We start from the raw sequence: 22,439 nt of genomic DNA on the forward strand, positions 1-22,439 counted from the left end.
TCGTCTCACCTCGTGCCGGCTGAACCGCACGAACGCAACACCGACAGGGCAGGCGCCGCGGCGCCTGCCCTTCGTCTTGCCCACACCTGCGACCTCTCCGCTGCCGACCTCTCCGCGATCCGCGCACTCATGATCGACGCCTTCGACGGCGACTTCGACGACGACGACTGGGATCATGCGCTCGGCGGAATGCACGTGATCGCGCGAGGGCGCTCGGGTGATGTCCTCGGGCACGCAGCCGTGGTGCAGAGGCAGCTCATCGCAGGGGATCAGGTGTGGCGAGTCGGCTACGTGGAGGCGGTGGCGGTGTCGACCGCGGTGCAGCGCCAGGGAGTCGGCGCTCGCCTCATGGCGGCGGTGGAGGACATCGTGGACGCCGCCTACGATCACGGCGCTCTCGCGGCCACTGAGGCGGGTATGCGGCTCTACCGAGCACGCGGTTGGGTTCCGTGGAGAGGTCCTCTGCGTGCCGTCGGTGCCGATGGCGTCGTGGACACACCCGACGACCAGCACAGCGTGCTCGTGTTCGGGTCGCCGATCGAGGCAGGCACGATTGATCTCGACGCCGTGCTGGTGGCCGACCGCCGCCGCGGCGACCCCTGGTGACCCCTCGATCTGCCCGTCGCCGCCCCGGCACACGTCGGTCCTCGACCCCGTGGGCGTGAGCCCGGTCGACGCGAACGAACTGCCCGGTCGATGAAGCAACTGCCCACTCGACGTAGATACAGGCCCGGTCGATGAATGCAGCTGCCCACTCGACGTAGATACGTGCCCGATCGACGGGGTAGGTCGAAACGACGACGGCCGGTGATCCCCTGGGGGATTCACCGGCCGTCGTGGCGCGCGTGGTGGGGGAGTGGACCCCTACTTCTCGAGCATGTTCCCGCCACGCGACTGGAGCTTGGCGAGTGCCTCGTGTTCCTGCCGATGCGCTTCGTGCTCGATCTCGGCGTTGCGCTTCTGCTCCTCGATCGGGTCGGCCACCATCAGCGAACCCGTACCGGGCGCACCGGCGGACCCGAGCTTGTTCATCCGCTTGGGCAGAGCCGCACCCTCGTAGGGGAGCGGGATCGGGTGTCCGTGGCTGTCGACCGGGCCGAGGGGCTGGTGCACCTCGATGTACTCGCCCTGCGGCATCCGCTTGATGATGCCGGTCTCGATGCCGTGCTCGAGGACCGCGCGGTCACTGCGCTGCAGTGCGAGTGCCCAGCGGTAGGCGATGAAGTACGCCAGCGGCGGCACGACGATCAGGCCGATACGCCCCATCCACGTGGTCGCGTTCAGCGAGATGTGGAACTTCAGCGCGATGATGTCGTTCATGCACGACAGCGTCAGGACCACGTAGAACGCCAACGCCATGGCGCCGATCGCCGTACGCACCGGGACGTCACGCGGACGCTGCAGCAGGTTGTGGTGCGCGTCGTCGCCTGTCAGGCGCTTCTCGATCCACGGGTAGGCCACCATCACGGTGATCACGACACCGATGATCGCCACGACCCAGAAGATCGCCGGGATCGTGTAGGTGTTGCCGAAGTAGATCTCCCACGCCGGCATCAGTCGGGCCATGCCGTCGGTCCACATCATGTAGATGTCGGGCTGCGAGCCTGCCGAGACGTGTGCGGGGTTGTACGGACCGAGCACCCAGATCGGGTTGATCTGGAACACGCCCGCCATGATCGCGAGGATGCCGAAGGTGACGGCGAAGAACGCGCCCGACTTGACCGCGAAGACCGGGAGGATGCGCACACCCACGACGTTCTTCTCGGTGCGGCCGGGGCCGGGGAACTGCGTGTGCTTCTGGTACCAGACCAGCGCCAGGTGCGCGCCGATCAACGCCAGGATGATGCCCGGGAACAGCAGCACATGCAGGATGTAGAGCCGCGGGATGATGATCTCGCCGGGGAAGTCGCCGCCGAACAGCGCCCAGTGGATCCATGTACCCACGACCGGGATGCCCATCACGATGCCCGACATCGCGGCGCGGACGCCGGTGCCCGAGAGCAGGTCGTCGGGGAGCGAGTAGCCGAAGAAGCCCTCGAACATGGCCAGCAGCAGCAGGAAGCAGCCGATGACCCAGTTCGCCTCACGCGGACGACGGAACGCGCCGGTGAAGAAGATGCGCGCCATGTGGACGATGATCGCCGCCGCGAACAGCAGTGCTGCCCAGTGGTGGATCTGGCGGACGAACAAACCGCCGCGGACATCGAAGGAGATGTCGAGCGCGGTGGCGTACGCCTTGCTCATCTCCACGCCGTTGAGGGGCTGATAGGAACCCTGGTAGGTCACCTCGGCCATCGACGGGTCGAAGAACAGGGTGAGGTAGACACCCGAGATCAGCAGGATCACGAAGCTGTACAGGGCGATCTCTCCGAGGAGGAACGACCAGTGCGTCGGGAACACCTTGTTGATCTGTCGTCGCACACCTGCGGCGAGGTGGTAACGCGAGTCGACCTCGTTGGCTTGTGTGGCCGCGCGATCAGCTATGACGCTCATGGCTTGTCCTTCCCCTGGCCCCGCTCCCAAAAGGCGGGTCCGACGGGCTCGATGTAGTCGCCTGCTGCAACCATGTACCCCTGATTGTTCACCGTTATCGGGAGCTGCGCCAGTGCCCGCGCAGCGGGTCCGAAGATCGGTTTGCCGAACTCCAACGCATTGAACTGGCTCTGGTGGCACGGGCACAGGATGCGGTTGGTCTGCTGCTCGTAGAGCGATGTGGGGCACCCGAGGTGCGAACACACCTTTGTGTAGGCGAAATAGTCCCCGTAGTTGAAGCTCTCCTGCTCCTTGCGCTTGATCACCTTGGCGGTGTCGGTGGGGCGCAGGCGGATCAACATGACCGGGTTCCGGACCAGTTTGAGGCCCTTGTGCAACTTCTCACGTGACTCTTCGGTCTCACCGAAACCGTCGGAGACACGCCACGGGAAGACGGTCTCCATGGCGCCGGCGTCGAGGTCCTCCGGACGGACGAGGACGACCTGGTTCGGGTCGCCGGTGTCGCGGCGCATGAACACCGTCTCGTTCGGGGACTTCGGGTCGTTGTAGATCGGCGACCAGCCGGTGTGCCAGAGGTCGGAGTCCTTGCCCTTGGCCCACGGGTTCTTCACGATGCCGCCGAGCAGCGCGACGACACCGGTCAGCGCGAACGCACCGACACCGAATGCGGCCGAGCCGATGATGAGCTTGCGGCGGCCGATCGTCGAGGTGCTGCCCGCGTTCGACAACAGCGCGACGGTGGTCGCCTTGTCGACGTCGTTGGAGCCGCCGTCGTGGCGGTCCTGCACCGAGATCTCCTCGGGGATGAACTTCTTCGTGTACTGCACGAGGCCGACGCCGATCGCGAGGATCGAGCCACCGAACGTGATGCCCAGCAACGGTGTGTTGAGCGTGTACAGGAAGTAGTTCTTGCCGCCCGGCAACACGAAGTGCCATTCGTTGAACAGGAAGATCACGAAGCAGGCGACGGCGAGGATGCCGGCGAGGGCGAACCAGATCGCGACCGAACGCTCGGCGCGCTTCTCGGCCTTCGTCCCGGGGACCGGGAACCGCTCACGACGGTGGATGATCTCCACGCCGTCGAGGTTGGTGCCGAGCTTCACCAGCTCGTCGTTGCTCATCTTGTCGAGCTCGTCACGGGTGAAGGTCGGCGGGTGATCGGTGCCCTCCGCGTTCTGCGGGGTCATCTCCTCGTCGGGATCCTTCGGCTTCTGCTCGTCGCTCATGAACGCGATCCAATCCACATCGCCGATGCGACGACGGCGATGACGCCGACGACCCACATCGCCATTCCCTCCGACACCGGTCCGAAGCCGCCGAGAGCGTAGCCGCCCTGTGGGTTCGTCTCGCTGGCGTACTTCACGTAACCGATGATGTCCTTCTTCTCGTCCTCGGTGAGCTGACGATCGGAGAACTTCGGCATGTTCTGCGGGCCGGTGAGCATCGCGGTGTAGATCTGCTGCTCGTTCGCCGGGTCGAGGGTGGGTGCGTACTTGCCCGAGGACAGGGCTCCGCCGCGACCGGTGAAGTTGTGGCACGACGCGCAGTTGAGACGGAAGAGCTCGCTACCGCGTCCGACGTTGTTGCCGCGCAACTCACCCATGGCCTTGACGGGGTAGCCGTTCTCCACCTTCACGGTGCCGTCGGCGTTGTGCTCGTAGACGACCGAGGGGCCGCCGCCGACCGACTGCACGTAGGCGCCGAGCTGGTCGACCTGAGCCTCGGTGAACTTGGCCGGCTTCCGGGCGGCCTGGGCCTCACCGCGCACCGCGGGCATGCGGCCCGAGGACACCTGGAAGTAGACCGACGCGTCACCGACACCGACGAGTGAGGGCCCGCGGTCCTGGACACCGTCGAGGTTGCGACCGTGGCAGGTGATGCACGAGGTCTCGTAGAGCTTCTTGCCGTCCTGGATCAGGGCGGCGTTTGTCTGCGCATCGGCGGTGGCGACCTGCGGAGTCGGGGTGATCGCCGTGGCGAGTCCGCCAGCGACCATGAGGCCCGCGAGCAGGAGGAGGGCGCCGGTCGCGCGACGACGGAGCTTGCGACGCGACTTGGCGCGTCGGGCATCGGTGCGCTGGGTGCCGGGACTGACGGCGCCGACCCCGTCGACCGAATCGTCGGCCGTGCTGGGCGGGGGAGAAGAACTCATCTCTGCTCTCTCTGGTGGTTGCGGGCTGCGAGCGTGCGATCGTCGGCCGAGACTGGGCGGCGTCGGATCACCGGATGAAGTAGATGGTCGCGAAGAGGCCGATCCACACGATGTCGACGAAGTGCCAGTAGTACGAGACGACGATCGCGGCGGTGGCCTGCGCGGGGGTGAACTTGCTGAGCTTGGTGCGGATCAGCAGGAAGATGAACGCGACCAGTCCGCCGATGACGTGCAGACCGTGGAAACCGGTGGCCATGTAGAACACCGACCCGTAGGCGCTCGACGACAGCGTCGTGCCCTCGTGCACCAGGTGGTAGTACTCGTAGCCCTGACCGCCGACGAAGAACGCGCCCATGATGAAGGTGAGGATGTACCAGCGGCGGAGGCCGAAGACGTCGCCGCGCTCGGCGGCGAACACGCCCATCTGGCAGGTCACCGACGAGAGGATGAGCACCGCCGTGACCGGGATGGCCAGGAAGAGATTGAGCTCCGTCGGTTCCGGCGGCCAGTTGCCACCCGAATTCGCCCTGGCGACGAAGTACATCGCGAACAATCCCGCGAAGAACATGAGCTCACTGGACAGCCAGACGATGGTGCCGACACTGACCATGTTGGGACGGTTCAGTGAGTGCACCCTCGAGGTGATGGCTGTGCCCGAGGTACCTGCAGCGCTAGTCACATACGAAGTATGACGCCTCGTAGTAACCGAACACCAGCTGGGTGGGACAAAATGTCGCAAATGATGGAGGAGTGCTGCTCATGGCCCGTGACCTGAACGGACACCCGGTTGCGACCGGGGGTCTGCAACGCCTGTTCGGACGCCTGCGGGGTGGTTCGGCGGCGGCGTCGGAACCGGTGCCGGGTGATTCCGATCTCGTCGTCGTGGCCGAGTGTTTCGACGACACCGCCGCGGCCTCGTCGGTGCTCGCGGACTCGGCGTGGCGCGAGCCCGACCAGGCCGTGCTGCGGCACCTGTTGATCGTCCCGTCCGATCAGATCGACGCCGTGGCGGCCACCGCCGCGCAGGACGGGTACGAGGTCGTCGCCGCCGACGGCATCGGCGGTCCCGACACCGAGCCGGGCCCGGGTAGGGCGCGGGTCGCCCTGGCACGCACGCAGCTCGTCGACGCGCTGCACTGTTCGCAGGAGCGCTCCCGCATGGCCGGCCTCGGTGCCCGCCACGACGGGACGGTGCTCGGGTGGCAGGTGTTGCAGCGACCGGTGTCCTGATCTCCCTCGGCCAACCGGTGCGCATCGGTCGGTCGGTGGGGCGAATACGCTCACCGTCATGGATCCCCGTGGTGACGGCATGAAGGCTGCGCAGACCGGTGTCGTGGAGTCCGCGACGGCGACCTGGCCGTCGGTCCTGGGTGCACTGGCAGACGGGCTCGACCTGTCGGCCGACCGAGCGCGGTGGGCGATGAACGAGATCATGTCCGACAACGCGACCGCCGCTCAGATCGCCGCGTTCGGTGTGGCGTTGAAGATCAAGGGTCCCGTCGCCGAGGAGCTCAACGCACTAGCCGCGGAGATGCTCGCGCACTCGGTGCGGGTCGCGGTGGACGCGCCTGCGGTCGACATCGTCGGTACCGGCGGCGATCGGTCGAACACGGTGAACATCTCGACGATGGCGTCGATCGTGGTCGCGGCGGCGGGTGTCGTGGTGGTCAAGCACGGCAACCGTTCGGCGTCGTCGCGGAGCGGCGGGGCCGACGTGCTGGAGAGCCTCGGAGTCGACATCACCCTGCGTGCCGCCGACGTCGCCCGCAGCGTGGCCGCGTTGGGGATCGGGTTCTGCTTCGCTCCGGTGTTCCATCCGGCGCTGCGCTTCGCCTCGGCGCCGCGCAAGGAGATCGGCATCCCGACGGTGTTCAACGTGTTGGGTCCGCTGACCAACCCCGCGCAGCCCTCCAGTGGTCTGGTGGGGTGTGCGTTCGCCGATCTGGCGCCCGTGGTCGCCGAGGCCTTCGCCCGCCGGGGCAATTCCGTCCTCGTGGTGCGCGGTGACGACGGTCTCGACGAGTTGACCACGACCACCACCTCCACGGTGTGGCTGGCGTCGCGCGGTTCGGTGCAGGAATCGACGTTCGACCCGACCCGTATCGGGGTGGCGCGCTGCGACCCGGCCGACCTCCGCGGCGGCGATGCCGAACACAACGCGGGGGTGGCCCGCGATCTACTCGCCGGGGTGCCCGGTCCGGTGCGCGACGCGGTTCTGCTCAATGCAGCGGGGGCGATCGTCGCCCATGATCTGGGCACCGATGCGCTCGCCGGAAACGATCTGTCCGACACCGACGATTCCGTACTGCTCGGCGCCGACCTTTACGACCGCATCGACGCCGCGATGACGCGCGCGGCCGACGCGATCGACACCGGCGCTGCGGCCGACCTCCTGACCCGGTGGGCGGCGTTCACCTAGCGCGTCATTCGCCGATCGAGAACCCGGCATCGACGTCGGAACTGGAGAAGGTCTTGAAGGCGATGTGCGTCGCGGTGTGGCGGACCCCGGGGAGTTTGTTGATGGTTCCGGTGACGACCGCCGCGATCTGCTCGTGGTCGCGGACCGCGACCGTCGCGATGAGGTCGACGTCGCCGGCGCAGGAGTAGACCTCACGGACGCCCTCGACGTCGGCCACGGCCTGCGCGGTCTCGTCGATGGCGTGGACGTCGGCAGAGATGAGAACGATGGCCGTGATCATCTGTCCGAGTCTATGGCGCCACGGGTGTCGATCGGCCGTGAGAGCACGATCAGCCCGCCAAGCCGAGGAGTTCCCGCGACCGTGACCGTGCGACACCCGCCCGGTCGCGCCAGTGCGACCACCGGGCCGTCGACCGTACCGGCATGACGAAACCGTCGGTGCTGCAGACGATCCGGGTGCCCGGTGTCACGAGCCACGCGTGCACCAACGCCGCCTCCTCGGCCGACGCCCCGCGCAGCGGTCCCGGACCGGGCAGCACCGTCTCTGCCGATGCCGCCAGCGCCTCGGCGATCGCGACCGGTGGGGCGCCGCGGACGGCGACGCCCGCCGCGGCGAGTCGGCCGTGTCGGACCACCGCGAGCTCCCATCCGCCCGCACCGTCGGACCGCGCGGCGACCAGCTCGGTGATCGCGCACAGCGACGCCAGCCGCTGGCAGCGCTCCAGCGCCGCCAGCGTCGTGGAGAGCTGATCACGCAGACGGGCTGCGGTCTCGAACATCTCCGCGGCGGCCAGGACCTCGAGACGGTCGAGAACCGCCTCCAGGGGCGAGTCGTCCTCGCCGAGCAGCACCGCGCGGGCGCGGGCGGCGGCCGGCGCGTAGTCGTCGGCGCCCACCGGCTCGGCCCCGGCGCCACGACAGCCGCCGACCGGTCGTCGCCCGGTGTCGGTGAGGCCACACGTGTGCCGACCCGATGCGCCGATCCGGCGGGTGCATGTCCGCAACCCGCACACGTCGGCCACGAGCTCTGCGAGGGCAGCCGCGTCGGAGCGCACCCGCACGGGACCCACCGCGACCTCGCCGGGACGACGGCTGATGGTGAAACGGGGGAACGCCTCGTCGGTGAGCACCACCCACCACCCGGCGTGCGGGGTCTTCGAGCGCCGGTTGTAGGCGGGCGTGTGCGCGGCGAGCAGTCGCAGTTCGCGGACCCCGGCCTCGAGACGGTGCGCACATTCGACGTGGTCGACGCGAACGGCCAGCGAGATCATCTCGCGCATCCGCGGCCGTGTCTCCGAACCGGTGAAGTACTGCCGGGTCCGGCGGCGCAGATCGGTGGCGGTACCGACGTAGAGGACCTCACCGGACGGGCCGCGGAAGAGATAGACCCCGGGGCGCGCGGGGAGGCCGTCGGTGATGGTGCGTTTCGCGCGCTGGGCGGTGGTCAGCCCGGGCAGGAACTCGACCAGTTCGCGGTAGGTGTGCACGCCGAGGTTGCCCACCCGCTCGAACAGGGCGTGCATCACCTCGACGGTCGCGCGCGCGTCGTCGAGTGCGCGGTGGGTCGGGGTGGTGCCGACGGCGAACAGTCGGGCGAGGGCGGAGAGCTTCACCGTCGGCGCCTCGTCGCGCGGCAGCACCCGCCGGGCGAGGACGACCGTGCAGAGGACCCGACGGAACCGCCACGGCCGGCCCTGGGCGGTCGCGGCGGCGCGCAGGAAGCCGGTGTCGAAGCGGGCGTTGTGCGCCACGAGGACACATCCGTCGGCGAATTCGAGGAACGCGGGCAGCACCTCGTCGATCCTCGGGGCCCGGTAGACCATCGCCTCGGTGATGCCGGTGAGGGCGACGATGTGGCGGGGGATGGCGCACCCCGGGTCGATCAGGGTGGCGAACTCGCCCAGGATCTCCCCACCGCGAACCTTCACCGCGCCGATCTCGGTGATGCGGTCGGTGACGGGGCTGCCGCCGGTCGTCTCGAGATCGACCACCACGAAGGTCGTCTCGCGCAGTGAGGTGTCGTTCCCGGGGTCGTCGATCTCGTCGAAGGCCAACTGCACTCCGCGGTCGTCGACGCCGCTGTCGGCGGTCACGACCACGTCGATCCGACGGGACCCATGTGATGAGGGTGACGCATGAGGCGAACGCTAGTTCGACACCCCGACAACCCGGTACGGGTCCTCCGCGGCGACGGGATTGTCGGAGGGCCTGTCTAGCGTCCCGTTCATACCGGTCGACACCGGTGCGAGATCGCGGACCACACGCCCGTGGCACCGCTGCTATTCCGCCGAAACGCCCTCCCGACCCGAATGAGATGGAGATCACAATGCAGATCGACTGCGCGACGTGCCCCGGACGTCCCCGCTCCTGCGACGGCTGCATGATGACGGTGTTCGTCGGGCTGCCCACCGCGGTGAACAGCACCGATGGACTGCGCTCGGTGCCGACGCCGGCCGCAGTCGATGTCGATGCGGTCCGCGACGCCGTCGAGGTGTTCATCGGACTGGGACTGGTGGGCGCCTCCGCGAGGCGTGAACCGATCGTCACCGAAACGCGTGGTCACGAGACGCAGGACCTCGCTGACGTGCGAGAACTGCGCGCCGGGTGACCTTTCGCGCGGCAACGCGCCGAACTCGTGTCCCGGTGGACAGATCGACATACGGTTTCGTAACCTTTCCGAGACCTTGCGGGGTGTCCCGCGACGACATGTCGCGGATCGCCGGGTCACCGCTCAATCGCCCTGTGGGGCGAATCGGGGAACCATCACTTCGGACCCAGTCCGATCGGGGTGAATCCCCCGTGGGAATCGAACGGCCGGTCGGGATCAGATCTCGCACGTCCGCACGACGTCACCGGGGGTAGGGCCAGTCTTCCGGCCCGAATCCGACAGCTAACCCGGTAGGCGGTCGAGGAAGATATTGAGGAGAACTCGCTTCGTGGCGAAACATCGTTTGCAACAGCCGAGCACCGGTCTCAAGACGGCGCGAGGAGCGGTGATCGCAGGGTCGATCACCCTGGGCACCGTGGCGATGGGGGCAGGGCCCGCGTTGGCCGCCCCGGTGAACGTCCCCGGCATCGGGACGTTCGAGATCCCCGGCATCACCGAGAACCAGATCCCGCCGCAGTTCAAGGCCAAGCCGAAGCCGAACGGCCCCGAATCGTCGCCCGATCTCTTCGGACGCAACGGTGCGATCGGTCAGCGCGCCGCGTCGGCCGCGGTCACCCGCATCGGCTCGCCGTACGTCTACGGCGCCGCGGGCCCGAGCGCCTTCGACTGCTCCGGACTCGTCTACTGGTCCTACAAGCAGGCCGGCAAGACCATCCCGCGTGACAGCTACGGACAACTCGGCGGCGGCCGTCCCGTGGCGGAGAGCGACCTGCGTCCCGGCGACGTCGTCATCTTCAACGGCGGCTCCCACGCCGGTCTCTACATCGGCAACGGCACCATCGTGCACTCGAGCACCGAGGGTGTCCCCGTGCAGAAGGCCAGCCTGAAGTCGATGGACTTCTACGCCGCACGTCGCTACTGATCGACACCCGGCGGTCGGCCGATCCGACTGTCGCCGAACGCCCCGCGCGGGGGTCCGGTGACCGCGTATCGTTCGCGGCGGACGCCGGTGGGTACGGAATCTCTCCCGGCTGCGTCGACTGCCCTACGGGCGTCGTGAACCGGAAACCGGTGTGGTGGAAGTGGTGAGTCGACGAATGCGTGTGGTGACGGACAACGCGATGACCCGTGCTCTCGGGGCCATCCAGATGGCTGTCGTGCTCGCTGTCGCTGTCGTTCTCGCCGTGACGCTCGCGGCGCCTGCGGGTGCCGAGCCCGCACCGCGTTCGCCCGACCAACTCCTGACCCGCTACACCTCGCTCGGACGTGAGGCCGAGAAATCGGCCGAGGCCATGCACCGCGCCGAGGAAGAACTCGGCCAGCGACGCCGTGACGTCGCCGCAGCCGACGCACGGGCCGCCAAGGCCACGGCCACCCTCGACGGTCTCTCGTCACGACTCGACGAGCTGCAGGACCGCGTCGACGCGCTGGTGCGTGCCGGCTACCGCGGTGCGCGTGTGAACCGTCTCTATGCGGTGCTCGTCTCCGACTCGCCGCAGTCACTGCTCGACCAGATGTCCGGCCTCGAGATGGTGTCGCGCCAGACCGCGGACGACCTGCGGGCCTACAAGAAGGCCTCCGCCTCGGCGACCGCGGCGCGCACGGAGGCCGTGGCCGCGCGCGACTCCGCCGCCAAGGCACTCGCCGCCGTCGACAAGACCCGCGGCGACCTGCAGGCCAAGCAGAGTGATCTGCAGCTGCAGATCGCTCAGGTCAAGGCGGTCTACGAGTCGCTCACGGGCAAGCAACTCGCAGCGCTACGTGGACCGAACATCGACTTCGACGCCTCCCTCATCCCGAAGGGCACCGCCGCAGCCGTCATCGCGGTGCAGGCCGCGCTCACCCGTATCGGCGACCCGTATGTGTGGGGTGCCACCGGACCGACCCAGTTCGATTGCTCGGGACTGATGGTGTGGGCGTTCAAGCAGGCCGGCGAGACGTTGCCGCGATCGAGCGAATCCCAGCTCTCCGGGGGCACGCCGGTCGCGCGAGGCGACCTGCGACCGGGCGACCTCATCATCTACTACCCCGATGCCACCCACGTCGGCATGTATGTCGGCGACGGGTACGTGGTGCACGCCTCGACGTTCGGCGTCCCGGTCAAGGTCGTACCGATCGACCAGGCCGGCCCGTACAACTCCGCCCGGCGCTACTGACGGTGGCGCGCCGATGGGGTGCGGTCCCGCTGGCGATCGCACTGACGGTCCTGGCCGCCTGCGGCGACGGTGGTGCTGACAGCGCGGCACCGACGTCGTCGACGCAGAACGTCTTCGAACAGCAGCGCACCGACGGTGTCCGAACGACTCTGGACAAGCTGAGTGCGGCGCAGAAGGCCGGTGACGCGAACGCGATCGGGGCATTGGTCGACGTGACCGCCGCCCCGGCGTTCCGGCAGATGCTCGTCGCCGAGGGCGTCGCCATCCACGACGTGGGCCTGTCGACGCTCGACTACCGCATCGATCCGGCCAGCTCCGGCGGCCTGGGCGAACAACTCCTCCCCGAGCCCGTCCAGTCCCGACTCGACGACGCCGGCAGCTCCGATTCCTGGGTCGTCCCCACCGTGGCGCGCTACGCCATCGCCGGCGTCGACGAACCACCGGTCACGGTCACCGACCCCTTCGTGTTCGCGCGCTACGGCGACGACTGGAAGATCGTCGGCCAGGCCGGACCGTTGCTGGGGACGTCCGCGGCTCCCGGGCCACAGTTCTTCGACTTCCCCGGCGTCGCCGCGCGCCGCGTCGCGACCGGCGGCAAGCAGTCGGTGGTGCTCGACTACCCGGGCAGTCGAGCGCTGGGTGCACGCATACAGGCGGCGATGCCGGGAGCGGTCGCCGCGGTCGCCGCGTTCTGGGGTCCCGACTGGCCGCGACGCACCGTTGTCGTGGCGACCGATTCGACCACCACCTTCGCCGCTCTGTCGCGCAGCGCGGCGGCCGATGCGAGCGCTGCCGCGGCCGCCACCGTCTCGGCCTCCGACGACGCGGTGGACGGGTACACCGTGGGCCAGCGGGTGGTGTTCACCCCCGGCGCGATCACGGGTCTGCCCGGACCCGCACTCGACGTGGTGCTGCGACACGAACTCACCCACGTCGCGGCCCGCACCGCGACGAAACCGACCGCCGCGACCTGGGTGACCGAAGGTGTCGCCGAGTACGTCGGACGAGCGGGGACCTACCGGTCGATCTCCGACGCCGCCCCCGACCTCATGGCCGAGGTCGCCGCCGGATCGGTGCCGGCCGGGTTGCCCGCCGACGACGCGTTCACGGTGTCCGGGGCAGGGGCGCCGGTGGCCTACCAGACGGCCTGGTCGTTCGCGGCCTACGTGGCACAGACCCACGGAGCAGCCGACCTGAAGAAGCTCTACCTGTCGCTCTCGGGTGGTCCCAGCACGCCCGCACAGCAGGCGCAGGCCATGACCGCGGCACTCGGTGGTCCCGGCGCCGCGGTCATCTCGGGCTGGCGGCAGTGGCTGCGCGACGCCGCACGAGGGTGACCCGTGATCGACCGATGAACCGAACCCTTCTGGTGACCAACGACTTCCCGCCGCGACCGGGCGGTATCCAGTCGTATCTGCTGAACCTGGTCGAGCGGATGCCCGCGCGCGACATCGTCGTCTACGCGCCGCGGTGGCATGGCTGCGATGCGTTCGACGCAGCGCAACCGTTCACCGTCGTGCGCCACCGCACCAGCCTCATGCTGCCGACACCCGCGGTCGCCCGACGGGCCCGCGCGTTGATCGCCGAGCACGACATCCACACGGTCTGGTTCGGCGCGGCGGCACCGTTGGCCGTGCTCGCGCCGCACCTGCGGTCCGGCGGCGCCCGGCGGATCGTGGCCAGCACACACGGCCACGAGGTGGGGTGGTCGATGCTGCCCGTGGCCCGCCAGGTGCTCGGCCACATCGGCACCCACGCCGACGTGGTGACCTACGTCAGCCGCTACACCCGCAACCGTTTCGCCGCCGCTTTCGGGGCCGACGCCGCACTCGAACATCTTCCCCCCGGCGTCGACAGCCGGCGCTTCGCGCCCGATCCGGCTGCGCGCGAACGTATCCGGGATCGACACGACCTCGGCGACGCACCGGTGGTGCTGTGTCTGTCACGACTGGTGCCGCGCAAGGGGCAGGACGCCCTGATCGAGGCACTCGCCGACATCCGGCGCAACGTCGCCGGAACCCGGCTCCTCATCGTCGGTGGCGGCCCCTATCGCGAGACGCTCGAACGCCGCGCCCGCGAGGCAGGCGTCGCCGAACACGTGGTGTTCACCGGATCGGTGGCCGCCGAGGACGTACCGGCCTATCACGCGGCCGCCGACGTCTTCGCCATGCCGACCCGCACCCGGGGGCGTGGTCTCGATGTCGAGGGGCTCGGCATCGTCTACCTCGAGGCCTCGGCGTGCGGCGTGCCCGTCGTCGCCGGCGACTCCGGTGGCGCACCCGAGACCGTGCAGGAGGGCGTGACCGGCACCGTGGTCGACGGTCGCGATGTCTCGGCCGTCGGACTGGCGATCTGCGCCATCCTCTCCGATCGGCCACACGCCGCGCAGATGGGTGCAGCGGGCCGCGACGTCGTCGTGTCCGACTGGCAGTGGGATTCCATGGCCGCGCGCCTCATGCAGCTGCTGTAGAACCATGGGCCACGGACCGATGCACAGCGGTACACAGCCCGGTCGCGGACGGCCGCGACGATGCGGCACGCTGCGGTGTGTGCGCCGGGGTCGATATGTGAAGCTAGTGCGGTGAGCAGCATCCAGGTCGCCGACGAGACGTTCGTCGCCGCGTCGGCGCACGACGCTCCGCGCGTCCTCGCCGATCGATCACGATGGCGTCGATGGTGGCCCGACCTGCAACTCACCGTTGTCGAGGACCGCGTCGAGCAGGGGATGCGGTGGTCGATCACCGGCGGCGCGAACGGCACCATGGAGGTCTGGCTCGAGGAGGTGCTCGACGGTTTCGTCCTGCACTACTTCATGCACGCCGAACCCGCCGAGAACGCCGATGGTGTCGCTGAGGGTTCCGCGCGCCGCCGCGCCGCGTGGTTGGCGTCGGCCAACCACCGTCGTCGCGTCGCCGGGCGCACGATGTCCACCGAGGTGAAGGATCGCCTCGAAGCCGGGCGAGCGGCCGGGGAACCGGCCGTGGGGAGAGGGTGAGTCGATGGCCGACCGCACCGAACAATCCATAGTCATCAACGCCGACGCCGAGGCGATCATGGCGGTCATCGCCGATTTCGCGCGGTATCCCGAATGGGTGTCGGCGGCCGACGAGGTGACCATCACCGACCCCGGCGACGGCCACCGTGCCAAGCAGGTGCGCTTCCGTCTCGACGCCGGGGTCCTCCGAGACACCTATGAGCTCTCCTACGTCTGGGCGCCCACCGGCGATGCGGTCGAATGGGATCTGATCAGCAGCGACCTGCAGACCGCGCAGCAGGGGCGGTACAGCCTCGTGCAGCAGACGTCGGGCTCGACGAAGGTCACCTACGAACTCATGGTCGACCTGGCGATCCCGATCATCGGGGCGCTCAAGCGGCGCGCCGAGAAGGCGATCACCGACGTCGCGTTGAAGGAACTCAAGAAGCGAGTCGAGGGCTGATCGACGTGGCGCCGGTCCACATCGTGCTGGGGCCGGGGGGAGCAGGTGTGTCGACCATCGCCGCAGCGGCCGCAGTCGGGCCGGTGCGGGGCGGATCCGACGGGCGAGCGCTGCTGATCACCCTCGACCGGTTCCGGCAGGCGTCACGTGTGTTCGGGGTGTATTCCACTCCGGGCGTTGCCGTTCCGATCTCGCAGGGCGCCGCACTGCTCGAGATCGACACCCTCGCACTGCTCGGTGAGGCATGGTCGGGACTGCGGGCCCCGGTTTCTCTTGCCGGCGGCACCCTCACCGAGGGCCTGGGCGACATCGATCCCGAGGAGCTGACCGGACTCCCCGGAGTTGCCGAACTCCTCGCGTGGCGTCGCATCCGCGACGAGGCCGTCTCCGGCCAGTGGTCGCGGATCGTCGTCGACTGCTCGGGCGGGATGGACGCCCCGGGCTTCCTGGGCGTCCCGGCCATGGTCGCCGACTACGTGGAGCGGCTCTGGCCTCGACACCGTCGTCTGGCCGGCGCCGCCGAGAACCCCCGACTGACCGGTGGCGCGGCGGTCGTCGACGCACTGGTGGCCGATTGTCTCGACATCGTCGAACTCCTGGTCGACCCGACATGCGTGCACGCGCACGTGGTCGTCCCGACCGGTGTGCACGGCGCCGAGATGGCGCAGCGCCACGTCGCCGTGCTCGACCTCATGGGCATCGTCACCTCGGAGGTCTTCATCAATCCCGGTGTCGCCGCCGCCGAACCGGCGACCGACACCGACACCGTCTCGCCCCGTACCGGCCTGGATGCGGTTGTCGTGCAGTCACTCCCGGTTCCGCCGCGCACCGTGGCCGCGCTACGCAAACTGGATGTGTCGATCTCCGACCGGCCCGGGACGGCGGTGGGCAGCCGTGCGGCAGAGGTCGAGCACCTCACCGGTACCGGGGTGACCGCGACCTATCGGCTCTCGTGGCGCCAACCGTTGCCCGATCCACGATCGCTCGCACTCGGTCGCAGCGGCGACGACCTGTTGGTCACGCTGAGCGGCGTCCGGCACCGCGTGTCGCTGCCCTCGGTCCTGCGCCGATGCACGGTGACCGACGCCCGATGGGAGGATGGCATGCTGAACATCCGGTTCCAGCCCGATCCCCGGGTGTGGCCCCGGACCGGGCAGGGTGTCGACTGACATCCACCCGTCGCCGGGGGACAGCGACCGACGACGACCGGACGACGAGATGACGCGTGTCCCGCCGACACGTGTCGGCGAATGCTCGAGGGAGAAGGAATGGACGAATCGGCCCGCGGGGAGAGACCTCCCGACGCGGATCCGATGCGTGCACTCGTCCTCGCGATGCTCGACCGGATCGAACAGTTCGCGACCACCGTCATCAGCGATCGCGACGGGGGATCGGTTGCTCAAGGCGACCGGGCGTCGGCCGATCTCGGTCCCGCCATCCGACAGGCCGTCGATCAGATGATCGCCGAGATCGGTGACATCGTGAACCGGCTCATCGCGGCTGCCATCGCCGTGCTCGAGGCCATCTCGGCGGGGCTGACCGAAGCCGTCGGCGAACGTGCCCAACGCACCTCCTCGACCCGGCCGGCCCACACCACCGGGTTCGTGCCGATCACCGTCGAGGTCGAGACCGGGGAACCCCAGCTGTGACCGGCGATCTGACGATCGGGATCGACATCGGCGGCACCAGCATCCGTGCGGCCGTCGTCGACGAACGCGGTCAGATCGTCGACACCGCACGCGCTCAGACGCCCGCCACCGCGTGGGCACTGGAGAAGTGCCTCGACCACATGGTCGACCGGCTCCGATCGCGATCCGAGGTCGTCGCCGTGGGACTCGCGATCGCCGGGTTCCTCACCCCGGATCGTTCGGTGGTCCGCTTCGCGCCGCACCTGCCCTGGCGTGAGACCGCCGTCGCGGCCGAGATGTCGCGCCGCACAGGACTTCCCGTGTCATGCGAACACGATGCGAACGCTGCGGCCATCGCCGAGCGCCGCTTCGGTGCCGCAGCCGGTGGCCACAACACCATCGTCCTGGCCATCGGCACAGGTATCGGCGTCGGGTTCCTCCTCGAGGGCGAGATCTACCGCGGGAGCCACGGCGTGGCCCCCGAATTGGGGCACCTGCAGGTCGTCGTCGACGGCCGTCCCTGCTCGTGCGGCAAGCGCGGGTGCTGGGAGAGGTATTGCAGCGGAACCGCTCTCGTCGACAATGTCGTGGAGATCGTCGCCGACGGCAGGTTCCCGACGAGCGCCCTGGCCCGGGAGATCGCCGAGGACCCGGGATCGCTGACCGGTCGACGGGTGGCCGCGGCCGCGCACGACGGTGACCCGGTGGCGGTGGCAGCGTTCGCCGACTTCGCCCGATGGCTCGGTCAGGGCATGGCGATGATCGCCGACATCTTCGATCCCGACCTCATCGTGCTGGCCGGCGGTGTCGGTGCCGCGGGGAGTCTCTTCCTCGACGAGGCCCGCGAACACTACGGCGCGATGGTCACCGGCAGCGGTCATCGACGACTGGCCCGCATCCGCAGCACCCAACTCGGTGAGGCCGCCGGGATGATCGGCGCCGCCGCCGTCGCCAGATCCGATCTCGCCGACGGTGTCCCCGCACTGCATGGGTGAGTAGAGTCGTCCGCAGGTTGCGAGTGGTTGCGGATTCGGGGCACGACGGGGTCGATCGGAGTTGCTGGGGTATGTGGTACTGGCTGTTCAAGTACGTCCTGTTGGGACCGATCCTCAAGGTGGTCGGCCGCCCGCGTGTCGAGGGTCTCGAGAACCTCCCGTCGCGAGGCCCGGCGATCCTCGCCAGCAACCACCTCGCCGTCGTCGACAGCTTCTACCTCCCGATGGCCGTCCCGCGTCGTATCTACTTCCTCGCCAAGAGCGAGTACTTCACCGGCACCGGCATCAAAGGTGGCTTCCAGCGCTGGTTCTTCACCGCCGTCGGGCAGATCCCGATCGACCGCAGCGGCGCCGACGCCGCCGAGAACGCGTTGATCTCCGCGCGACGTAAACTCGAATCCGGTGAGTTGATGGGTATGTATCCCGAGGGCACGCGCTCACCCGACGGACGGTTGTTCAAGGGCAAGACCGGTCTCGCCCGTATCGCCATGGAGACCGGCGTCCCGGTGATCCCGGTCGCGATGATCAACACCGACAAGCTCAACCCGCCCGGGACCACCATCCCCCGACGCGCCCAGATCACCGTGAAGATCGGTAAGCCGCTGGACTTCTCACGCTACGAGGGCATGAACGGCAACCGCTTCATCGAACGCGCGGTCACCGACGAGATCATGTACGAACTGATGCGCCTGAGTGGTCAGAAGTATGTCGACATCTATGCCGCCAGCCTGAAGAACGCCCCCGAGGGTGCCGCCCCGGCCATCCCGGGGGAGCGGTCGGAGCCCGCCGCCTGACCGACGACGACGATCGTCACGAGGACCGCGAGTCCCCACAGGCAGTACGCATTGCCCGCGACGACGTCGACCCCCGACCAGCGTGAGGCGTGGGCGGGCAGGAACTGGAACGGTCCGGTCGCCATCACCAGCAGACCGACCCCGGCGAGAGCTGCGTACGCGCGGCGTACCCGTCGATCGTCGGTGCGCGCCGCGACCACCGACAGCGCGATGATCGCCGGGACCGCCCACACCCAGTGATGCGCCCACGACGTGGGCGAGACCATCACCGCCCACACGGCGACCACCGACACCGCGAGCACGTCGCCGCCGAGGCGATCACAGTGCCGGACCGCCACGACCGCCAGTGCGGTCAGGGCCACCACCGACAGCGCCCACACCACCTGCTCGGCCGGCCCCGACCACCCGAGCACCCGGATCCAGAACCCGTTGACGCTCTGGTTGATACCGCCGGACAGGTCGCCGATGCGGTCGGTGTGGAACACGGTGTGGCCCCAGTAGCGCACGGAATCCACCGGCGCCCACACCAGTCCCAGCAGGGCCAGCCCGACGAACACGCCGATCGCGCGCACTGTCGCCCGCCACTCGCGACGCACGATCAGGAACAGCACGAACGCGAGCGGGGTCAGCTTGATCGCCGCCGCCACCCCGATCAGGGTCCCGCGCCACCGGGACTCCTTCGGCAGCACCAACAGGTCGACGGCGACGAGCAGCATCAGCACGACGTTGACCTGTCCGAAGCCCAGCGTCATCCAATACGGGTTGGTCCACAGCGCGGCCGTCGCGACCGCGAGGGCGAGCGTCCCACGGCGGGCGGCGGGTCCGATCCGCAGACGCGTGACGACGATCCGCGACACGGCCACCGTCGCGACGACGGTGACGAGCGCGATCGCGGCGCCGGCGACCACGAGGGGCACCACGGTGAACGGCAGGAACGACAGGGCGGCGAACGGGGGATAGGTGAACGGCAGCCAGATCCCGTCGGTGGTGAACGGCATCGACCCCGCGGCGTACAGCGATCCGCCGTTGCGCCACAGTTGCGCCCCGAGTCGGTAGACGTCGATGTCGATGCGTGCGAAGTCGCCGAACGAGTGGGTGAGCGGCATGCCGACCACCCGGACGAGCGCGGTGACGGCGAACGCCGCGACGACCACGGCGGTCACCGTGTGTGCGGCGAAGCGCCTAGGCTTTTCCGAATGCGCTTCTTCTACGACTCCGAGTTCATCGAAGACGGACGAACCATCGAGCTCGTCTCGATCGGTGTCGTCGCCGAGGACGGGCGTGAGTTCTACGCGGTCTCCTCGGAGTTCGATCCCGAGCGCGCCGGGGACTGGGTCAGGGCTCATGTGTTGCCACACTTGCCGTCGCCGTCGTCGAAGGTGTGGCGTAGCAGGCGACAGATACGTGACGATCTGCTGAACTTCTTGACCGCGTCCGGCGACGACATCGAGTTGTGGGCGTGGATCGGCGCCTACGACCACGTGGTGCTGTGCCAGCTCTGGGGGTCGATGACCGCGCTGCCGCGGCCGATCCCGCGTTTCACCCGCGAGCTCCGCCAGCACTGGGAGGCGCTGGGGCGTCCACCGCTGCCACCGTCGCCGGCCGATGCCCACGACGCCCTCGTCGACGCGCGACACAATCTGGCCCGCTGGAAGGCCATGACCGAGCTCACCGCCTGACCTGCGCCACGACCGCTCCGAGGGGCCGCGCGGCGTGGGCACTAAGCTGGGCCGGTGGTGAACTGGACCGTAGACGTACCGCTCGACGAACTGCCCGAGCTGCCCCCGCTCCCCGGCGCTCTGGCCGATCGATTCGCCGCGGCGCTCGAACGGCCCGCGCTGCAGCAGCCGAGCTGGCCCGAGGACAAGGCTCGCGCGATGCGCACCGTGCTCGAGAGCGTGCCGCCGATCTGCATGCCCGAGGAGGTGCACCGCCTGTCGGGGCAGCTGGCCCAGGTGGCCCGCGGTGAGGCTTTCCTGCTGCAGGGCGGCGACTGCGCCGAGACGTTCGTCGACAACACCGAGCCGCACATCAAGGGCAACATCCGCACGCTGCTGCAGATGGCCGTGGTGCTCACCTACGGCGCGAGCATGCCGGTGGTGAAGGTCGCGCGCATCGCGGGTCAGTACGCCAAGCCGCGGTCGTCGAACACCGATGCCCTCGGCCTGCCGTCGTACCGCGGCGACATGGTCAACGGATTCGTCGCCGACGAGGTGGTGCGCGCTCACGACCCGTCGCGCCTGGTGCGTGCCTACGCCAACGCGAGTGCCGCGATGAACCTGGTGCGCGCCCTGACCGGCGCGGGCCTCGCCGATCTGCACCGCGTGCACGACTGGAACCGGGAGTTCGTCCGTACATCGCCCGCCGGGGCCCGCTACGAGGCGCTGGCCTCGGAGATCGATCGCGCCCTGCGTTTCATGGACGCCTGCGAGGTGCGCGACTCGAACCTCGAGTCGGCCAACATCTTCGCCTCCCACGAGGCGCTGGTGCTCGACTACGAGCGCGGGCTGCTGCGCCTGGCCGAGAACCCCGCCGACCCCGACGGCGACCCGGTGCTGTTCGACCTGTCGGCGCATTTCCTGTGGATCGGCGAGCGGACCCGTCAGCTCGACGGCGCGCACATCGCACTCGCCGAGCTGATCGCGAACCCGATCGGCGTGAAGATCGGCCCCACGACGACGCCGGAGCAGGCCGTCGAGTACGTCGAGCGTCTCGACCCGCACCGCGTCGACGGGCGGCTGACGCTGGTGGCGCGGATGGGCAACGGCAACGTGCGCGACGTGCTCCCGCCGATCGTCGCGGCCGTGGAGGCGACCGGTCACAAGGTGATCTGGCAGTGCGACCCCATGCACGGCAACACCCACGAGGCGTCGACCGGTTTCAAGACCCGGCACTTCGATCGCATCGTCGACGAGGTGCAGGGGTTCTTCGAGGTCCACCGTGCCCTGGGCTCGCATCCGGGTGGGGTGCACATCGAGCTCACCGGTGAAGACGTCACCGAATGTCTCGGTGGCGCACAGGACATCTCCGACCTCGACCTCGCCGGCCGTTACGAGACCGCCTGCGACCCGCGCCTCAACACCCAGCAGTCACTGGAGCTGGCGTTCCTCGTCGCGGAGATGCTGCGCGGCTGACGCCACCCGTCCGTGGAAGTGCATGTCGTGCCATCCATCGACGTGCGGGACCGAGGATCGGTGGGTCCCCTCTGCGGGGAAGCCGGCGCGTTCGGCGGTGCGGCACGATGCGTGGTTCGCGACGGAGTGCTCTAGATGGAGCCGGTGGAAGCCCGCGTGGTCGAATGCCCACTGCGACATGGCATCGACCGCGGCCGAACACATCCCGTGGCCACGGGCGGCAGGCACCATCCAATAGGCGACCTCGGCGTTCCCGTCCTGATGATCGACCCGTTTGAGCGCCACCCGCCCCATGAGTTCCGTGGTCGTGGAGTCGACAAGCGCCCACTGGCATCCTGTGCCGGTGGACCATGTCGACCGCCATCGCTCCACCATCTCGAGCGCTTCGTCGGAATTGTCGACGCGGCGACTGTGCCACCGCTGAATCGACGGGTCGGCATAGGCCCTCCTGACCGCGTCGGCGTCGTGCCGCTCCCACGGGCGAAGGACCGCACCCCCGACCACGTCGAGCGTCGGTTGCGACGTGCGGACGAAGAACTCCGCGTCCAGAACGGGATCGACGAGGTTGGGCATCGGTTCATGGTGGATCACCCCGGGGCGCGGCGTCCACAAGGTTCACCGAT

24 protein-coding genes and 1 riboswitch are annotated in these 22,439 nt (G+C 68.9%); of the genes, 16 read left to right on the forward strand and 8 right to left on the reverse strand.

The genetic code is table 11. From position 1 onward, the window contains the following. Positions 1-12: 12 nt before the first annotated feature. Positions 13-606 carry a GNAT family N-acetyltransferase gene (locus ACLBW1_RS16495; RefSeq protein WP_447812868.1) on the forward strand — a complete coding sequence of 198 codons (594 nt, stop codon included), beginning with the start codon at positions 13-15 and terminating at the stop codon, positions 604-606. 258 nt (positions 607-864) lie between these two features. Here the strand turns inward: ACLBW1_RS16495 and qcrB are convergent, their stop codons facing one another. The 4 genes from qcrB to ctaE form a co-directional block, all read right to left on the reverse strand. Further along, positions 865-2,493 carry a cytochrome bc1 complex cytochrome b subunit gene (gene qcrB, locus ACLBW1_RS16500; RefSeq protein ID WP_447812869.1) on the reverse strand — a complete coding sequence of 543 codons (1,629 nt, stop codon included), beginning with the start codon at positions 2,491-2,493 and terminating at the stop codon, positions 865-867. Then, a complete protein-coding gene (qcrA, locus tag ACLBW1_RS16505; RefSeq protein ID WP_447813003.1) occupies positions 2,490-3,680 on the reverse strand; it encodes a cytochrome bc1 complex Rieske iron-sulfur subunit in 1,191 nt (396 codons plus the stop codon). The genes qcrB and qcrA overlap by 4 nt, the downstream gene beginning before the upstream one ends. 35 nt (positions 3,681-3,715) lie before the next feature. Further along, positions 3,716-4,645, reverse strand: a complete 930-nt coding sequence (gene qcrC / locus ACLBW1_RS16510; protein ID WP_447812870.1) for a cytochrome bc1 complex diheme cytochrome c subunit — start codon at positions 4,643-4,645, stop codon at positions 3,716-3,718. A 67-nt stretch (positions 4,646-4,712) separates the two neighbouring features. Beyond that, on the reverse strand, positions 4,713-5,324 hold the full coding sequence (gene ctaE, locus ACLBW1_RS16515) for an aa3-type cytochrome oxidase subunit III (protein WP_447812871.1): 612 nt from the start codon (positions 5,322-5,324) through the stop codon (positions 4,713-4,715). Between the two features lie 80 nt (positions 5,325-5,404). Between ctaE and ACLBW1_RS16520 the strand changes: the two genes are divergently transcribed. Beyond that, a complete protein-coding gene (locus ACLBW1_RS16520; RefSeq protein WP_447812872.1) occupies positions 5,405-5,875 on the forward strand; it encodes a hypothetical protein in 471 nt (156 codons plus the stop codon). A 79-nt stretch (positions 5,876-5,954) separates the two neighbouring features. Then, the gene (trpD, locus tag ACLBW1_RS16525) at positions 5,955-7,064 is read left to right on the forward strand and encodes an anthranilate phosphoribosyltransferase (RefSeq protein ID WP_447813004.1); all 1,110 of its coding nucleotides are present in this window, start codon (positions 5,955-5,957) and stop codon (positions 7,062-7,064) included. Positions 7,065-7,068: 4 nt separating this feature from the next. On the opposite strand, the gene ACLBW1_RS16530 is transcribed toward trpD, so the two are convergent. Continuing rightward, positions 7,069-7,344: an Lrp/AsnC family transcriptional regulator gene (locus ACLBW1_RS16530; protein ID WP_045823103.1), complete on the reverse strand. Its 276-nt coding sequence runs from the start codon at positions 7,342-7,344 to the stop codon at positions 7,069-7,071. A 49-nt stretch (positions 7,345-7,393) separates the two neighbouring features. After that, a complete protein-coding gene (locus ACLBW1_RS16535; RefSeq protein WP_447812873.1) occupies positions 7,394-9,157 on the reverse strand; it encodes a DEDD exonuclease domain-containing protein in 1,764 nt (587 codons plus the stop codon). A 233-nt stretch (positions 9,158-9,390) separates the two neighbouring features. Between ACLBW1_RS16535 and ACLBW1_RS16540 the strand changes: the two genes are divergently transcribed. From ACLBW1_RS16540 to ACLBW1_RS16590, 11 genes are all read left to right on the forward strand, one after another. Continuing rightward, on the forward strand, positions 9,391-9,672 hold the full coding sequence (locus tag ACLBW1_RS16540; protein ID WP_447812874.1) for a hypothetical protein: 282 nt from the start codon (positions 9,391-9,393) through the stop codon (positions 9,670-9,672). A gap of 110 nt (positions 9,673-9,782) precedes the next feature. Further along, positions 9,783-9,984: riboswitch (cyclic di-AMP (ydaO/yuaA leader) on the forward strand. Between the two features lie 16 nt (positions 9,985-10,000). After that, positions 10,001-10,594 carry a C40 family peptidase gene (locus ACLBW1_RS16545; RefSeq protein ID WP_447812875.1) on the forward strand — a complete coding sequence of 198 codons (594 nt, stop codon included), beginning with the start codon at positions 10,001-10,003 and terminating at the stop codon, positions 10,592-10,594. A gap of 199 nt (positions 10,595-10,793) precedes the next feature. After that, positions 10,794-11,828: an NlpC/P60 family protein gene (locus tag ACLBW1_RS16550; RefSeq protein ID WP_447812876.1), complete on the forward strand. Its 1,035-nt coding sequence runs from the start codon at positions 10,794-10,796 to the stop codon at positions 11,826-11,828. A gap of 2 nt (positions 11,829-11,830) precedes the next feature. Beyond that, a complete protein-coding gene (locus tag ACLBW1_RS16555; RefSeq protein ID WP_447812877.1) occupies positions 11,831-13,165 on the forward strand; it encodes a hypothetical protein in 1,335 nt (444 codons plus the stop codon). A 14-nt stretch (positions 13,166-13,179) separates the two neighbouring features. Further along, positions 13,180-14,298, forward strand: coding sequence for a glycosyltransferase family 4 protein (locus ACLBW1_RS16560; RefSeq protein WP_447812878.1), 1,119 nt, complete (start codon positions 13,180-13,182; stop codon positions 14,296-14,298). Positions 14,299-14,409: 111 nt separating this feature from the next. Continuing rightward, positions 14,410-14,823, forward strand: a complete 414-nt coding sequence (locus ACLBW1_RS16565; RefSeq protein WP_447812879.1) for a hypothetical protein — start codon at positions 14,410-14,412, stop codon at positions 14,821-14,823. 4 nt (positions 14,824-14,827) lie between these two features. Further along, the gene (locus tag ACLBW1_RS16570) at positions 14,828-15,265 is read left to right on the forward strand and encodes an SRPBCC family protein (RefSeq protein WP_447812880.1); all 438 of its coding nucleotides are present in this window, start codon (positions 14,828-14,830) and stop codon (positions 15,263-15,265) included. A gap of 5 nt (positions 15,266-15,270) precedes the next feature. Then, the gene (locus ACLBW1_RS16575) at positions 15,271-16,434 is read left to right on the forward strand and encodes an ArsA-related P-loop ATPase (RefSeq protein ID WP_447812881.1); all 1,164 of its coding nucleotides are present in this window, start codon (positions 15,271-15,273) and stop codon (positions 16,432-16,434) included. 99 nt (positions 16,435-16,533) lie between these two features. After that, positions 16,534-16,914, forward strand: a complete 381-nt coding sequence (locus ACLBW1_RS16580; RefSeq protein WP_447812883.1) for a hypothetical protein — start codon at positions 16,534-16,536, stop codon at positions 16,912-16,914. Next, on the forward strand, positions 16,911-17,888 hold the full coding sequence (locus ACLBW1_RS16585) for an ROK family protein (RefSeq protein WP_447812884.1): 978 nt from the start codon (positions 16,911-16,913) through the stop codon (positions 17,886-17,888). The genes ACLBW1_RS16580 and ACLBW1_RS16585 overlap by 4 nt, the downstream gene beginning before the upstream one ends. Positions 17,889-17,959: 71 nt before the next feature. Further along, positions 17,960-18,682: a lysophospholipid acyltransferase family protein gene (locus tag ACLBW1_RS16590; protein WP_447812885.1), complete on the forward strand. Its 723-nt coding sequence runs from the start codon at positions 17,960-17,962 to the stop codon at positions 18,680-18,682. On the opposite strand, the gene ACLBW1_RS16595 is transcribed toward ACLBW1_RS16590, so the two are convergent. Beyond that, complete coding sequence (locus tag ACLBW1_RS16595; protein ID WP_447812886.1) at positions 18,604-19,845, reverse strand: glycosyltransferase 87 family protein; 1,242 nt, start codon at positions 19,843-19,845, stop codon at positions 18,604-18,606. The two genes, ACLBW1_RS16590 and ACLBW1_RS16595, sit on opposite strands and share 79 nt — an antisense overlap. 33 nt (positions 19,846-19,878) lie before the next feature. Between ACLBW1_RS16595 and ACLBW1_RS16600 the strand changes: the two genes are divergently transcribed. Together ACLBW1_RS16600 and ACLBW1_RS16605 are read left to right on the forward strand one after the other, a co-directional pair. Next, positions 19,879-20,361, forward strand: coding sequence for a polyadenylate-specific 3'-exoribonuclease AS (locus tag ACLBW1_RS16600; RefSeq protein ID WP_447812887.1), 483 nt, complete (start codon positions 19,879-19,881; stop codon positions 20,359-20,361). Positions 20,362-20,415: 54 nt separating this feature from the next. Then, entirely contained in the window at positions 20,416-21,816 is a 1,401-nt protein-coding gene (locus ACLBW1_RS16605; protein ID WP_447812888.1) for a class II 3-deoxy-7-phosphoheptulonate synthase, read from the forward strand. On the opposite strand, the gene ACLBW1_RS16610 is transcribed toward ACLBW1_RS16605, so the two are convergent. Further along, positions 21,772-22,389: a GNAT family N-acetyltransferase gene (locus tag ACLBW1_RS16610; RefSeq protein WP_447812889.1), complete on the reverse strand. Its 618-nt coding sequence runs from the start codon at positions 22,387-22,389 to the stop codon at positions 21,772-21,774. The genes ACLBW1_RS16605 and ACLBW1_RS16610 overlap by 45 nt on opposite strands. Positions 22,390-22,439: the final 50 nt, after the last annotated feature.

This window comes from Williamsia sp. M5A3_1d (genome assembly GCF_053345315.1).

Coding starts and splice junctions, on each gene's coding strand:
- qcrB (WP_447812869.1), bottom strand. CDS start 2,493: ATGAGCGTCATAGCTGATCGCGCGGCCACACAAGCCAACGAGGTCGAC.
- qcrA (WP_447813003.1), bottom strand. CDS start 3,680: ATGACCCCGCAGAACGCGGAGGGCACCGATCACCCGCCGACCTTCACC.
- qcrC (WP_447812870.1), bottom strand. CDS start 4,645: ATGAGTTCTTCTCCCCCGCCCAGCACGGCCGACGATTCGGTCGACGGG.
- ACLBW1_RS16520 (WP_447812872.1), top strand. CDS start 5,405: ATGGCCCGTGACCTGAACGGACACCCGGTTGCGACCGGGGGTCTGCAA.
- trpD (WP_447813004.1), top strand. CDS start 5,955: ATGAAGGCTGCGCAGACCGGTGTCGTGGAGTCCGCGACGGCGACCTGG.
- ACLBW1_RS16530 (WP_045823103.1), bottom strand. CDS start 7,344: ATGATCACGGCCATCGTTCTCATCTCTGCCGACGTCCACGCCATCGAC.
- ACLBW1_RS16540 (WP_447812874.1), top strand. CDS start 9,391: ATGCAGATCGACTGCGCGACGTGCCCCGGACGTCCCCGCTCCTGCGAC.
- ACLBW1_RS16550 (WP_447812876.1), top strand. CDS start 10,794: ATGACCCGTGCTCTCGGGGCCATCCAGATGGCTGTCGTGCTCGCTGTC.
- ACLBW1_RS16560 (WP_447812878.1), top strand. CDS start 13,180: ATGAACCGAACCCTTCTGGTGACCAACGACTTCCCGCCGCGACCGGGC.
- ACLBW1_RS16570 (WP_447812880.1), top strand. CDS start 14,828: ATGGCCGACCGCACCGAACAATCCATAGTCATCAACGCCGACGCCGAG.
- ACLBW1_RS16580 (WP_447812883.1), top strand. CDS start 16,534: ATGGACGAATCGGCCCGCGGGGAGAGACCTCCCGACGCGGATCCGATG.
- ACLBW1_RS16590 (WP_447812885.1), top strand. CDS start 17,960: ATGTGGTACTGGCTGTTCAAGTACGTCCTGTTGGGACCGATCCTCAAG.
- ACLBW1_RS16600 (WP_447812887.1), top strand. CDS start 19,879: ATGCGCTTCTTCTACGACTCCGAGTTCATCGAAGACGGACGAACCATC.
- ACLBW1_RS16610 (WP_447812889.1), bottom strand. CDS start 22,389: ATGCCCAACCTCGTCGATCCCGTTCTGGACGCGGAGTTCTTCGTCCGC.